General features: G+C 62.4%; 11 protein-coding genes. 10 read left to right on the top strand and 1 reads right to left on the bottom strand.

Annotated elements, in window-relative coordinates:
• Nucleotides 1–99: 99 nt before the first annotated feature.
• Nucleotides 100–384: a DUF3077 domain-containing protein gene (locus BMW74_RS03050; RefSeq protein WP_093413487.1), complete on the bottom strand. Its 285-nt coding sequence runs from the start codon at nt 382–384 to the stop codon at nt 100–102.
• 571 nt (nt 385–955) lie between these two features.
• Here BMW74_RS03050 and BMW74_RS03045 point away from each other — a divergent pair.
• From BMW74_RS03045 to tssH, 10 genes are all read left to right on the top strand, one after another.
• Nucleotides 956–2,059 carry a polyamine ABC transporter substrate-binding protein gene (locus BMW74_RS03045; RefSeq protein WP_093413484.1) on the top strand — a complete coding sequence of 368 codons (1,104 nt, stop codon included), beginning with the start codon at nt 956–958 and terminating at the stop codon, nt 2,057–2,059.
• A 135-nt stretch (nt 2,060–2,194) separates the two neighbouring features.
• Nucleotides 2,195–3,613: an aminotransferase gene (locus BMW74_RS03040; RefSeq protein ID WP_093413481.1), complete on the top strand. Its 1,419-nt coding sequence runs from the start codon at nt 2,195–2,197 to the stop codon at nt 3,611–3,613.
• Entirely contained in the window at nt 3,610–4,512 is a 903-nt protein-coding gene (locus tag BMW74_RS03035; RefSeq protein ID WP_371911733.1) for a helix-turn-helix domain-containing protein, read from the top strand. The genes BMW74_RS03040 and BMW74_RS03035 overlap by 4 nt, the downstream gene beginning before the upstream one ends.
• 415 nt (nt 4,513–4,927) lie before the next feature.
• Nucleotides 4,928–5,431, top strand: coding sequence for a type VI secretion system contractile sheath small subunit (tssB, locus tag BMW74_RS03030; RefSeq protein ID WP_093413475.1), 504 nt, complete (start codon nt 4,928–4,930; stop codon nt 5,429–5,431).
• Nucleotides 5,432–5,469: 38 nt separating this feature from the next.
• The gene (gene tssC, locus BMW74_RS03025; RefSeq protein WP_093413472.1) at nt 5,470–7,008 is read left to right on the top strand and encodes a type VI secretion system contractile sheath large subunit; all 1,539 of its coding nucleotides are present in this window, start codon (nt 5,470–5,472) and stop codon (nt 7,006–7,008) included.
• A 24-nt stretch (nt 7,009–7,032) separates the two neighbouring features.
• Complete coding sequence (tssK, locus tag BMW74_RS03020) at nt 7,033–8,388, top strand: type VI secretion system baseplate subunit TssK (RefSeq protein ID WP_093413469.1); 1,356 nt, start codon at nt 7,033–7,035, stop codon at nt 8,386–8,388.
• Nucleotides 8,385–9,068 (top strand): type VI secretion system protein TssL, short form, encoded by a 684-nt coding sequence (gene tssL, locus BMW74_RS03015; protein WP_093413465.1) that lies wholly within the window; start codon nt 8,385–8,387, stop codon nt 9,066–9,068. Before tssK ends, tssL begins: the two co-directional genes overlap by 4 nt.
• Nucleotides 9,069–9,078: 10 nt before the next feature.
• Nucleotides 9,079–10,809, top strand: a complete 1,731-nt coding sequence (locus BMW74_RS03010; protein ID WP_093413462.1) for an OmpA family protein — start codon at nt 9,079–9,081, stop codon at nt 10,807–10,809.
• 22 nt (nt 10,810–10,831) lie between these two features.
• Complete coding sequence (locus BMW74_RS03005; protein ID WP_093413459.1) at nt 10,832–11,335, top strand: Hcp family type VI secretion system effector; 504 nt, start codon at nt 10,832–10,834, stop codon at nt 11,333–11,335.
• A 131-nt stretch (nt 11,336–11,466) separates the two neighbouring features.
• Complete coding sequence (gene tssH, locus BMW74_RS03000; protein WP_093413455.1) at nt 11,467–14,133, top strand: type VI secretion system ATPase TssH; 2,667 nt, start codon at nt 11,467–11,469, stop codon at nt 14,131–14,133.
• The last annotated feature ends 103 nt before the right edge of the window (nt 14,134–14,236 follow it).

The following is a 14,236-nucleotide window of genomic DNA, read 5'->3' as shown; positions in this document are numbered from 1 at the left end:
AAGCCTCGCTCCTACGGGCTCAACCCAGATTCCTGCTCGCGATGGCGGTGATGACGAGCGGCATGGTTAAGACAGTTGCTCCCACAGGTTATGCGTGACCTAGCGGCGCTGCGCCGCCCCCAGCACCTTCACCACATCATCAATCACCGCCTTGCTCATCTCCTGCAAGTAGTGCGACGCCCAGGCATAGCGGTCGGTGCCGCGCTCCATGGCGGCGTCCTCGGCGAGCAGCTTGGACAGGTGCAGCAAGTCGGACACGTGGGCCAACGCCTCGCGGATCGGCACGCCACGGTTGACGCGGAACAAGGCGTGGTCGTTGTGGATGGAGAAGGGCGTGAGGCCGGCGGTGGTGAGGGGGGGCGTGGCGGTGTGGGCGGTTGGCATGGTCTAGCTCCTGATTGGTGGAGCTGCCACCGACCTTCTCACAGGTTTGGGTGGCAACTGTGCGCAGGGTGAGAATCCGGCAATCAGCAACCGGCAGACCCGAAGGTCTCCCACGCACAGCCGCCATTAAACGTTATCGCGGGCGAATGACTCACGATAGTTCTAGGGCACTTTTGCGCGTTGATTGCTACGGGTTCTCACGCCCGGTCGCTGAAGTTTCAGCGACTCGGCAACCATAAAGACCCGCCATCAGGCGCACAAGCCGGCGGATTCTGGCGTAGGTGTAGGCCGCAACGCAAGGCTGTGTAGCCCCATCCGACACCCCGCCAACCGGCTTAAACACACATGACCCCCGTGTGGGAGCGAGCCTGCTCGCGAAGGCGCCGACACATTCAACATCAACATTGACTGGCCCACCGCATTCGCGAGCAAGCCCGCTCCCACCAGGATCTTCAGGGGGCTGAGAACGTGGATCACCCCCATTCGGGGTATGGCCGCCGCCGGCAATTGCTTTGATAGTGGCCGTGTCCGCTCATCCAGAGCCGAGTCTGCTGATTAAGGTGGAATTGCAATGCGCAAGGCACTCAAGGTGTTTTCCAGTTTGTTGCTTGCTCCCTGGTCCCTGGCGGTTCACGCCGCCGACGTGAACGACGCCAATACGCTGCGGCTGTACAACTGGGCCGATTACATCGGCGAGAAGACCCTGGCCAACTTTGAACAGGCCAGCGGCATCAAGGTGATCTACGACACCTTCGATGCCTACGAAACGGTGCAGGCCAAGTTGCTCACCGGCCACTCCGGGTACGACCTGGTGGTGCTGAATGCCTCGTTGGTACCGCCGCTGATCAAGGCCAAGGTGTTCCAGCCTCTGGACAAACAGCAGTTGCCCAGTTGGAACAACCTCGACCCGCAGGTGCTGGAACACCTGCAGGGCTACGACCCGGGCATTACCTACTCGGCGCCCTACACCTGGGGCAGCAACGGCGTGACCTATAACGTCGACATGATCAAGGCGCGCATGCCCGATGCGCCCATCGGCTCGTTGGCGATGATCTTCGACCCCAAGGTCGTCTCGCGTTTCGCCGATTGTGGCGTGACCCTGATCGACGCGCCCACCGAAGTCATCCCGCTGGCGCTGACCTACTTGGGCCGTGATCCACGCAGCGCCGCGCCGGCCGACCTCAAGGCTGCCCAGGACCTGCTGCTGTCCGTGCGGCCCTACATCAAAAAGTTCGACTCGGTGAACTACCTCACCAGCCTGCCCAACGGCGATACCTGCATGGCCATGACCTGGTCCGGCGACTACGCCACCGCCCAGGCCCGCGCCGAGGAAGCCAAGCTCAAGATCAACCTGGCGTACTTCATTCCCAAGGAAGGCTCGTTGATCTGGTTCGACAACCTGTACATCCCCGGCGACGCGCGCCATGTGGCCAACGCCCATACATTCCTGGAGTACCTGTTGCAGCCCCAGGTCATGGCCGATGTCACCGACTACATCCACTACGCCAACAGCAATGGCGCCGCCACCGCGCTGCTGAACGCCGACGTGCGCGACAACCAGGCGATCTACCCCGACGCCGCCACCCGTGAGCGCTTGTTCGCCCAGAAGACCCAGGACGCCAAGGACATGCGGGCGATCACGCGGGTCTGGAGCACGGTGAAGACGGGGTACTGAGCCGGCACCTGCCTAGGTGGGAGCGGGCTTGCTCGCGAAGGCGTCAGTACATCCAACCCTCATGTTTGCTGACCCACCGCTTTCGCGAGCAAGCCCGCTCCCACACATTCACGCTTTATCTTCGAGACCATTGCCATGACCACACCCACTCCCGAGTTCTTCAAGCAGTTCGATCAACCCACGCTGGTCAAGGCCGACAAGGCCCACCACATGCACGGCTACCACGTGTTCGACGAGCACCAGGCCAACGGCGCGCTGAACATCGTCGCCGGCGACGGGGCCTACATCTACGACACCGAGGGCAATCGGTTCCTCGATGCGGTGGGCGGCATGTGGTGCACCAACATTGGCCTGGGCCGTGAAGAGATGGCCCTGGCGATTGCCGACCAGGTGCGGCAATTGGCGTATTCCAACCCGTTCTCGGACATGTCCAACGCGGTGGCCATTGAACTGTGCGAGAAACTCGCCAGCCTGGCCCCCGGCGACCTGGACCATGTGTTCCTCACCACCGGCGGCTCGACGGCCGTGGACACCGCCTACCGGCTGATCCAGTACTACCAGAACTGCCGGGGCAAGCCCGAGAAGAAGCACATCATCGCCCGCTACAACGCCTATCACGGCTCCACGTGCCTGACCATGTCCATCGGCAACAAGGCCGCCGACCGGGTGCCGGAGTTCGACTACGCACACGAGCGCATTCACCACGTCTCCAATCCCAACCCGTACCGGGCGCCGGACGGCATGGACGAGGCGCAGTTTCTTGAGTTCCTGGTGCAGGAGTTCGAAGACAAGATCCACAGCATCGGCGCCGACAAGGTGGCCGCGTTCTTCGCCGAGCCGATCATGGGCTCGGGCGGGGTGATCATCCCGCCCAAGGGTTATCTGCGGCGGATGTGGGAAGTGTGCCAGGCCCACGACATCCTGTTCGTCGCCGATGAAGTGGTGACCTCGTTCGGCCGCCTGGGCCACTGGTTTGCCTCGGCCGCGTTGTTCGACGTGCAGCCGGACATCATCACCACCGCCAAGGGCCTGACCTCGGCCTACCTGCCGCTGGGGGCGTGCATTTTCTCGGAGCGAATCTGGAAGGTCATCGCCGAGCCGGGCAAGGGCCGCTGCTTCACCCACGGGTTTACCTACAGCGGCCATCCGGTGTGCTGCACGGCGGCGCTGAAGAACATCGAGATCATCGAGCGCGAAAACCTGCTGGCCCACGTACAGGACGTCGGCAGCTACCTGGAGCAACGCCTGGCCAGCCTGCGGGACTTACCGCTGGTGGGCGATGTGCGCTGCGAGAAGCTCATGGCCTGTGTCGAGTTCGTCGCCGACAAACGTACCAAGGCGTTGTTTGCCGACGAGGTGAACATCGGCGAGCGGATTCACGTCAAGGCCCAGGCCAAGGGCTTGCTGGTAAGGCCGATCCTGCACCTGAACGTGATGTCGCCGCCGTTGATCATCAGCCATACCCAGGTCGACGAAATCGTCGAGACCCTGCGCCAGTGCATCCTCGAAGTGGCCGCTGAACTCACGGCGCTGGACCTGTACGCCGGACGATGACCGCGCGCGACATGGCTATGCCCAGCCGCGCTTCACCGGCTAGACTGCGGGGCATGAGCAAAGCCTGTGACGACACGTTGATCGCCTTACCCTATCGTGCCCTGCATCAGTGGCACGCCGGGGTCCAGCAGGCGTTTGCCCATATCCAGGCGCCCGATGCCTTGCGCTACCTGGCGCAGGCACTCGGGGACCTGGTGTCGGTGGAATCAGTGATGATCAGCCTGGAACGCAAGGACCAGCCACCGCTGTCGCTGTACCTGCAAGGCATTCCCGAGCAATACCGCGAATCGCTGATTGGCCGCTATTTTACCGGCGGCTACCTGCTCGACCCGTTCTGCCTGGCGGTGGAGCAGGGCCTGGCCGAAGGCTTCTACCACCTGGAAGACATCGCCCCGGACCACTTCTTCGACACGGACTACTACAAGACCTACTACCTCAAGATCGGCTGCTCGGAAGACAGCTACTACATTGTCGACGTGGGCAACGACAGCAAGATCTCGGTCAGTCTGTTCCAGGGCTTTGGTGGCGAGGCCTTGCGCGCCGAGCAACTGCACCTGCTGCGCGCGGTCGAACCGATGGTCCGTGAATTCATCCGCCAATACGCCCGCCACGGGTTGCCAACCCTCGATCAAGGTGCGCCAGGGCAGGGCGCCTCCCGCGACATCAAGCACAGCATCCAGAATGCCTTCGAACACTTCGGTTGCGACGTCCTCACCGAACGTGAGCGCGAGGTGGCGCACATGATCCTGCGCGGCCACTCGGTGAAATCCACCGCCAGCGAACTGGGTATCGCCCCGGAAACGGTGCGCATGCATCGCAAGAATCTTTACCTGAAGCTGGCAGTCAATTCGCAGTCGGAGTTGTTCGCGCTGTTCATCGAGTGGCTGCGCCGGGACTGAATCCAAGACTCGCCAGGTTATTTTTAAGACAAGTCTTATTTTTTGTTCCTCTGGCACGTGATCTTATCGATGGGGTTTTAGTCCTGATGCCATCACAGTGGCGTACTAGAGCGTTATTGAGGAGATTTCCTACATACATTGTTTTTTAAGCCTTGTCTAAAGTTAGTCGTAGTCCATTTCTGATATCTAATCGGAAATTTCTTCTTCTTGCTTTAGAGGGTGGAATAAGCCGTTCGGATAATTCAATCTTGCCGCCTGGAAAACAGTGACTGTTTCGCAGGTAACAATACTTGCATGTGCAAAGGGAATTTATGTGCTGGTGGCTGACAACGATCTGTAGTGGGTCGGCTGTAAGTTATAGATTCCAGTTTTGTTACGTTGATGACGGCATCGGCTGTCGCATTCTGGAGGGTGTATGGCTTCAAATAGTTTTCAAAACGAAGTACCCAAGGCGCGGATCAATATCAAGCTCGATCTACATACCGGTGGTGCGCAGAAGAAGGTCGAGCTGCCGCTGAAGTTGATGGTGCTGGGGGACTACAGCAACGGCAAGGAACAGCGCCCGCTGTCCGAGCGAAGCAAAGTCGATATCAACAAAAACAACTTCAATAGTGTGTTGTCCGAGTTCTCCCCGGCCCTTAAGTTGACGGTTGAGAACACCCTGGCCGGCGACCGCGAGGATACCTCGGTCGAGTTGGACTTCCAGAGCATGAAGGACTTCGAACCGGAACAGGTAGCGCGGCAAATACCGCAACTGCGTGCACTGTTGGCCATGCGCAATCTGTTGCGCGACCTCAAGTCCAACCTGCTGGACAACGTCACCTTCCGCCAAGAACTGGAGCGCATTCTCAAGGATGACGCGCTGAGTGACGAGTTGCGAGCCGAGTTGGCCGCCCTGGCGCCGCGCGACGCGCGTTAATTAGTTCCGGTTCTTTTACCTAAAAGGAAGTTCCCTTCATGTCCGTAGAAAGTTCTAACGTGCAATCGCGCGGCGCTACAGTGTTGTCTGAAGAAAACAGCGGTGTCTATGGCACGCTCTTCAGCAAGATCAATCTCGTTCCCGTTTCAGCGTTGGGTGGGATCGACGCGTTCCAGAATGTCGAGGCATTGTCTGAAGTGTCCGCTGATGAGCGGGTAACGGCCGCAGTGAACGTATTTTTGCAACTGCTCAAGGACTCGTCGCGAAAAGTTGAGCGCCTGGATAAAACCCTGCTCGACGAACACATCGCCGCGCTGGACGAGCAGATCAGCCGTCAACTGGATGCCGTCATGCATCACCCTGACTTTCAGCGGGTCGAGTCGACCTGGCGTGGCGTGAAGTCGCTGATCGACCAGACCGACTTCCGCCAGAACGTGCGCATCGAGTTGCTGGACATCAGCAAGGATCACCTGGTCCAGGATTTCGAAGATGCCCCCGAAATCGCCCAGAGCGGTCTCTACCTGCACACCTACACCCAGGAATACGACACCCCCGGTGGCGAGCCGATTGCCGCGGCCATTTCCAACTACGAGTTCAACCGTGGCCCGCAGGACATCGCCCTGCTGCGCAATATCTCCAAGGTCTCGGCCGCGGCGCACATGCCGTTCATTGGTGCCGTAGGTCCCGCGTTCTTCGGCAAGGAGACCATGGAGGAGGTCGCCGCCATCAAGGACATCGGCAACTATTTCGACCGTGCCGAGTACATCAAGTGGAAGGCCTTCCGTGACAGCGACGATTCCCGCTACATCGGCCTGACCATGCCGCGGGTGCTCGGGCGCCTGCCTTACGGGCCGGACACCGTGCCGGTGCGCAGCTTCAACTACATCGAAAGCGTCAAGGGCCCCGACCACCACAAGTACCTGTGGACCAACGCGTCATTCGCCTTCGCCGCCAACATGGTCAAGAGCTTCATCACCAACGGCTGGTGCGTGCAGATTCGCGGACCGCAGTCGGGCGGCGCCGTCACTGAGTTGCCGATCCACCTGTACGACCTGGGCACGGGCAATCAGGTGAAGATTCCTTCGGAGGTGATGATCCCGGAAACCCGCGAGTTCGAATTCGCCAACCTGGGCTTCATCCCGCTTTCCTACTACAAGAACCGCGACTACGCGTGCTTCTTCTCGGCCAACTCGGCGCAGAAGCCGGCGTTGTATGACACCAGCGACGCGACCGCCAACAGCCGGATCAACTCGCGCCTGCCGTACATCTTCCTGCTGTCGCGCATTGCCCATTACCTGAAGCTGATCCAGCGCGAAAACATCGGCACCACCAAGGACCGCCGCTTGCTCGAACTGGAGCTGAACAAGTGGATCGGCGGCCTGGTGACCGAAATGACCGATCCGGGCGACGACCTGCAAGCCTCGCACCCACTGCGCGATGCCAGGGTCACGGTGGAAGACATCGACGACAACCCGGGGTTCTTCCGCGTCAAGTTGTATGCCGTGCCGCACTTCCAGGTCGAGGGCATGGACGTCAACTTGTCACTGGTCTCGCAGATGCCCAAAGCGAAAGCCTGATTCATTTCGTAGGGAAACAAAGCCATGAACATCGACCGCCCTCTTTGGGCTGCCGGGGCCCTGTTGTGCCCACAGCAATTCCAGCAGCAGGCTCGCTGGGAGACGTGGGTCAACGAAAGCCTCTCCCGCTTGTCGTTGGTGCATCCCTGGGGGGTGCGGGCCGTCGCCTTTGACGCGCACGCCCTGCAATTGGGCAAGCTCAAGGCCACCCAGCTTTGTGTGCGCATGCCCGACGGTACGCTGATCGACAGTGACCATGTCGACCGGCTTCCGCCTGGGCTGGAGCTGGACCGCGTGCTGTCCAGCGCCAACCAGGTGGCGACGCTGCTGTTGGCGTTGCCGCTGGAGCAGGCCAATGGCAACAACTGTGTGTTCGACGCCGCCAGCGTCGAACGACCAACGCGCTATCGCCAGGACTGGCGTCCGGTGCAGGACATCTACGCCGACGAAGTGCAGTCCATCGGCGTGTTGGAGCATGCACTCAGCCTGCGCCTGAGCACTGATGACAACGGCGACTACGTGACCTGTCCGATCGCCCGCCTGGTGCGTGACGGGCAGGGGGGCTGGAGCGTTGACCCAACGTATGTGCCGCCGCTGCTTAGCTTTGCGGCGCATCCGGGGTTGCTCACCGAACTGGATAATGTGCTGACCCAGCTGTCGGCCAAGCGTCAACGGTTGATGGGCATGCGCCGCGAAAGCAACCAGCGCATGGCCGACTTCGCCGTCGCCGACGTGTCGTTGTTCTGGCTGCTCAACGCCTTGAACACCTACCAGCCAGTGCTGGCGGACCTCAAGGCGCACCCGGCGCGTCACCCGGAACAGGTTTACCTGGAACTGGTGAAGCTGGCCGGCAGCCTGCTGACGTTTTCGCTGGAACACGATATCGACAAGATTCCGGCCTATCGTCACGACCAACTGGAAACGGTGTTCCCACCGCTGATACGCACGATCTCCACGTTGCTGGAGGCCAGCCTGCCATCGCGGGTCATTGCGCTGGTCCTGGAAGCGGCCGGGGCCAACCGTTGGCAGGTAGGCCTCAACGACGCACGGCTGTGTGAACCGGAGGGGGCTGACTTCTATCTGTCGGTGCGCTGCCGCTTGCCGGCCGTGCAGGTTCAGGACCAGTTCCCGCGCCTGTGCAAAGTCGGTTCGCCGGACGAGGTCGATGACTTGGTCAACGCCGCGCTCGATGGCGTGCCCCTGCAGTCCCTCAGCCATGTGCCCGCGGCGATCCCGCTGCGCCTGGAGAACCAGTACTTCGCCCTTGACCTCAACCACCCCAAAGGGCGGGCGATGCTGGCTGCCGGTGTCTGTGCCTTCTATGTGCCGAGCACATTGGCCGACGTCAAACTTGAACTGTTCGCGGTGTTACGCACATGAATCTGATCCCTTCGAAAAGGCACGACGCAGCGGCGTTGGATATCGACGCGTGGCTGCAGCCGACGTACTTGCTGGTCGTCGAGTTACAGCAGGGCGTGTCGGCGCACAACGGCGATGAGTTATGGGAGCACTGCGTCAAGCAGGTCGAGCAGGTGCGTGAAAGCCTCAAACAGGCCGGGGTGAGTCCGCGCAGCATTGACCTGGTCAGCCACGCCCAATGCGCCTTGCTGGACGAGACCGTGTTGAACCGTGACAAGGACACCGCCCATGCCCGGTGGGTCAAGGAGTCCCTGCAGGCGAAGTTCTTCAATCGACATCAGGCGGGCGAGTTCTTGTATGACGACATGCGCGAAGCCCTGAACCAGCCCGCGCCGGACCGGCTGGTCCTGACCGTGTTCCAGCGCGTGCTGATGCTGGGTTTTCGTGGCCGGCATCGCGCGGACAACGACCCCGAGCGTGAGCAGGTGCTGATCGCGCTGACGGCCCAGGTGGGGCCCTTGTCGTTGCCCCACGGTTTGCCGACGCACGTGAGCAGTGGCTGGCGTCCTGGCCTGCCGCGCGGGTTGCGCTCCGGGTTGGGGCATGGGGTGGTCGCCGTGCTGCTGCTCGGTGGTGCCTGGTGGGGCCTGGACCATCTGTTGGGCGGTGTGATCGCCACGCTCTTGCCGGTCCACGCGTGAGGGCGTGCAGATGACATTCCAGCAGACACAACGACTGTGGTTGTGGGCGGGTGCACTCGGCCTGATGTTGCTGGCAATCATTCCGCTGGCAACCGGAATACGCGTCCTGGCAGCGGCGAGCATTGTGCTGGTCGTGGCCCTGGCGTGGGTGCGAGCACGGCGCGCGGCCCAACGGTGCAGCCAACCTTTGCGGCTGGCCGACAGCATGTCCCTGCCGCCCGATGACTATCGTCAGCCAGTGGTGCTGGTGTGTGGCGATGGCCTGGAAGGCTTGTTCGGCGAATTCGCCGATGAACAACTGGTCCTGCGCACCACCGCACAAGGCTGCTATCTACGGGTTCCCAGCCTGGATCAACTGCCAACACTGGCCGCCGCGCTGATGGCCGAGCGTGTGCACTGGGGCGCGCAGATCAGTGTGATGTTGGTCATCAACCCGGGCGAACACCGCGATGGTGCCGCGCTGGCTGGCCAGGTCCGCGCGTTCGGCTACCACGTGGCGAAGGTGCGCAAGCAGGGCCTCGCCTTGCCTCTGTTGCTCGTGAGCTACGTGCAAAGCTCGCAGGGTGAGGGTCCCTGGTTCAGTTGGGAAGGGGGACGTGCCAGCCCCTGGGTACGAGAAGCCGCGGGATGCATCGACCTGGTCGATTGGCAGCGGCAGGCGATGGATACCAAGACTCAGGCCGCTCGGATGCGGACCAGCGTACGACTGGAGAGCGTTGCGGCCTGGCTGGGCGAAGCGGTGCTCGCGCCGCTGATGACTCGCGAAGCTCGCACGGTCGTCGGCCCGCCGCTGGCTTGCGCCATCACCTGGGTGCCGGTCCTGCCCAAGGCGGTGACCGGCAACCTGTGGCAGCAATGGCTGCGCGAAAAAATCGCGCTGTCCGACACCCGCCAGGTCGAGTCCGGGGCGCGAGGCTCATTGCCGTTCCCCGATCCCTTGCTGACGGTGTTGCCCACCCGTACCCGACGTACGCCGTTTAGTCGCTCCACGGTACTTGCCCTGTGGTTGTTCGTGGTCGCGGCCATCATCGCCCTGGCCAGTTCGGCGTGGCAAAACACCTTGCTGGTGCGTCAGGTCACCGACGACCTGCGTCGCTACAGCGCCATCGCCGAGTCGCACGGACGTGACTATTCCGACTTCGCCCACGTGGAAGCGGCGGTGGCGGTCTTGCGCCAGGACGCCCAGCGACTGGACAACTACTACCGCTGGGGCGAACCCCTGAGCCTGGGCCTGGGGTTGTATCGCGGCGAACAATTGCGTGCCCCCCTGCAGGCGACCATCGCCAATCACCGGCCGCCGCCGGCGCCTCAGCCAAAAGGGATTGCCAGCCCGGTGCGCCTGGACAGCCTGTCGCTGTTCAGTACCGGCAGTGCCCAGCTCAAGCCGGAGTCGACCAAAGTGCTGATCAACGCCCTGGTCGGCATCAAGGCTCAGCCGGGATGGCTGATCGTCATCACCGGTCACACCGACATCACCGGCAATGCGGACCACAACCTGCAGTTGTCGCGCGACCGGGCCGCCGCCGTGCGCGACTGGATGCAAGGCATGGGCGACATCCCCGACAGCTGCTTCGCGGTCCAGGGCTTTGGCGCCAGCCAGCCGATCGCCAGCAACGACACCGAGACTGGACGCACCGCCAACCGGCGCGTCGATATCCGCCTGGTACCGGAAACGGGGGCTTGTGTGTTCCCCGTTGCCGGACCGGACGGGCAACCCCCTGTCGCATCTCGCGGCATTTAATGACCTGGAAAAGGAGCTTCACATGGCAATTCCCGTTTACCTGTGGCTGAAAGACGACGGCGGCTCGCACATCAAGGGATCAGTGAACATTGGTGGTCGCGAAGGCAGCATTGAAGTCCTCGCCCTCGACCATTGTGTGTCTATCCCCACTGACGACAACACCGGCAAGCTGACCGGCACGCGGACTCACACCCCGTTTGTTTTCACCAAAGAAGTCGATGTCGCCACGGTCTACTTGTTCAAGGCCGTGACCCTGGGGCAGACCCTCAAAAGTGCTGAATTCAAGTGGTATCGCATTGACGATGCTGGTCAGGAGACCGAGCAGTACAACGCGCTGTTGGAGAACGTCAAGGTAGTCAATGTCGGTTCGAAGATGCATGACATCAAGGATCCGGCCAAGGAGAAGCACAACCACTTGGAGGAAGTCGAATTGCGTTACGAGAAGATCACTTGGACGTTCTTGGACGGCAATCTCAAGCACTCCGACTCCTGGAATGAGCGTTCGGGAGCCGCTCCGGCCGCCTGATGCAAGAGGCCCGGCAGAACCCACGTTCTGCCGGGCCCCGGTGCGCTGGGTTGAGCGTCCGTTCGCGGGCGCTCAGCCAAGTACATCGCACACCCACGACACGCCAAGTACCCAGAACAAGGACGCACTCCATGGCACACAACCCCACCCGCTTGCTCCGCCGCCTCAATCCGTACTGCGCCCAGGCGCTGAGTGCCGCGGCATCACTGTGTCAAAGTCGCGCCCACGCCCAGATCAGCATCGAACACTGGTTGCTCAAGTTGCTGGAGCAGGGCGAGGGCGACCTGACCCTCATCGCTCGGCGCTACGAATGGGACATGGACGGGCTCTGGCGTGGGCTGCTGGACCACCTCGACACGCTGCCACGCAGCGTGCAAAGCAAGCCACAGCTGTGTGGCAAGTTGCAGCAACTGATCAAGAACGCCTGGCTGCGGGCCTCCCTGGACGAAGGCAACGACACGCTGCGTTCGGCACACCTCTTGGGTGCGCTACTGGAAACCCCCAGCCTGTTGGCATGCGAAGCCGCGTGGCCGTTGCTCAGCCTCAGCGAAGTGCAGCTGCAGCACTTGACCGGGGTGCTCGACCAGCATTCCGAAGAGCGCCCACAGGTGCAACAAGCAATGGCCTTGAACCCCGTGGATGCCTCGGCGCCGTTGCTCACGCCGGCCGGTGGCGAGCGTGCACTGGACGACGGCTTGCAAGCGGTGCTCGATAAGTTCACCCAGGACCTGACCGCCAAGGCCAGGGCAGGGCAGATCGACCCGGTGCTCGGTCGCGACGATGAAATCCGCCAGGTCATCGACATCCTCAGCCGCCGGCGCAAGAACAACCCGATCCTGGTGGGTGAGCCTGGGGTGGGCAAGACCGCCCTGGTCGAAGGCCTGGCGCTGCGCATCGCCGAGGGTAATGTCCCCGACAGTCTCAAGTCCGTCAGCGTGCGCACCCTCGACCTGGGGTTGTTGCAAGCCGGCGCCGGGGTCAAGGGAGAGTTCGAACAACGCTTGAAAAACGTCATCGATGCCGTACAGCGCTCGGACAAACCGGTGCTGCTGTTCATCGACGAAGCCCACACCCTGATCGGTGCGGGCAACCAGGCTGGCGGTGCCGACGCGGCGAACTTGCTCAAGCCGGCCCTGGCGCGCGGCGAGCTGCGCACCATCGCGGCCACGACCTGGAGCGAGTACAAACAGTATTTTGAACGCGACGCGGCCTTGGAACGACGCTTCCAGATGGTCAAGGTCGATGAGCCTGACGACGCCAATGCCTGCCTCATGTTGCGCGGCCTCAAGGCGCGCTATGCCAGTCACCACGGCGTGCATATCCAGGACGCCGCCGTGGAGGCGGCCGTTAGCCTGTCCCGCCGATACCTGACGGGGCGGCAACTGCCGGATAAAGCCGTCGACCTGCTCGACACCGCCAGTGCGCGCGTGCGCATGAGCCTGGACTGCGAGCCCCAAGCGCTGGTCAACCTCAAGTCCCGCCAGGCTGCCCTGGCGCTGGAACGCCAGGGCCTGGAAACCGATGCGCAACTGCTGGGGCACGTCGCTGATGAACGCCTGGCCGCCATCACTGCCCGCACCACCGAACTGGCACGCCAACAAGCCACGGTGGTGCGCCAGTACGGCCACGAGCTCGACCTGACACGCCAGTTGCTCGACGCCCGCCAGGCCGAACCGCCGCAGCGCGATACCTGTGGCGCGTTGCAACAACGACTGACCGAGACCCAAGGTGCCCAACCCCTGCTTTCCCTGGACGTCAGCGCCCGTAGCGTGGCGGAAGTGATCGCCGACTGGACCGGTGTACCGCTGGGCAGTCTGCTCAAGGACGAACACGCCAACCTGCTGGCCCTGGAGCACCAACTGGGTACGCGGGTGGTTGGCCAGGACACTGCGCTGGGCGCCCTGGCCCAGCGCCTGCGCGCCGCCAAGACCGGGCTCACCGACGACAAGGCACCGCTGGGGGTGTTCCTGCTGGTGGGCACCAGTGGCGTGGGCAAGACCGAAACCGCCCTGGCCCTGGCTGACTGCCTGTTCGGCGGCGAGAAATCGCTGATTACCCTCAATCTGTCCGAGTACCAGGAAGCCCACACCGTCAGCCAGCTCAAGGGTTCGCCGCCCGGCTACGTCGGTTACGGCCAGGGCGGGGTACTCACCGAAGCGGTGCGCCAACGGCCCTACAGCGTCGTCCTGCTCGATGAAGTGGAGAAGGCCCACCGCGACGTCCTCACCATGTTCTATCAAGTCTTCGATCGCGGCTTCATGCGTGATGGCGAAGGCCGAGAGATCGACTTTCGCAACACCGTGATCCTCATGACCTCCAACCTGGGCAGCGATGAACTCCAGGCCTGCCTCCAGGAACAACCGGACGCACCGGACAGCACCCTGCAGGAACGCCTGCGGCCGATTTTGCGCGAGCACTTCCAGCCCGCGCTGTTGGCGCGCTTCCAGACCCTGATCTACCGACCGCTGGCGGCGGCCGCCCTCAAGCGCATCGTCACCCTCAAGCTGGCCAAGGTCGCCCGACGCCTGCAACGCCACTACGGCCTTGCCTGCCAGGTCGACGCGCACTTGAGCGATGCCCTGGTGGCCGCCTGCCTGCTGCCCGACGCCGGCGCGCGCAACATCGACAGTTTGCTCAACCAACAGATCCTGCCGGTGCTCAGCCAACAACTGCTGCAACGCCAGGCCGCCCAACAGCAAACCCACGGCGTGAGCCTCGGCTACAGCGACGACGAAGGCATCACCCTGCAGTTCACTGACACACCGGCCGCGATTGCGCCCGCAGCGATGGAGGTTTGAGCATGCGTACGTTCTTCGACCACAGCCGCCACAAACTCCAGGTAGAGGACCTCACCGCAACGCTCGACGTCCTGGCCTTCCACGGTGAAGAACGGCTGAGCCA

The organism is Pseudomonas sp. ok272, assembly GCF_900109995.1.
Classification (GTDB): domain Bacteria; phylum Pseudomonadota; class Gammaproteobacteria; order Pseudomonadales; family Pseudomonadaceae; genus Aquipseudomonas.
This window is presented reverse-complemented; position numbering and strand designations above follow the sequence as displayed.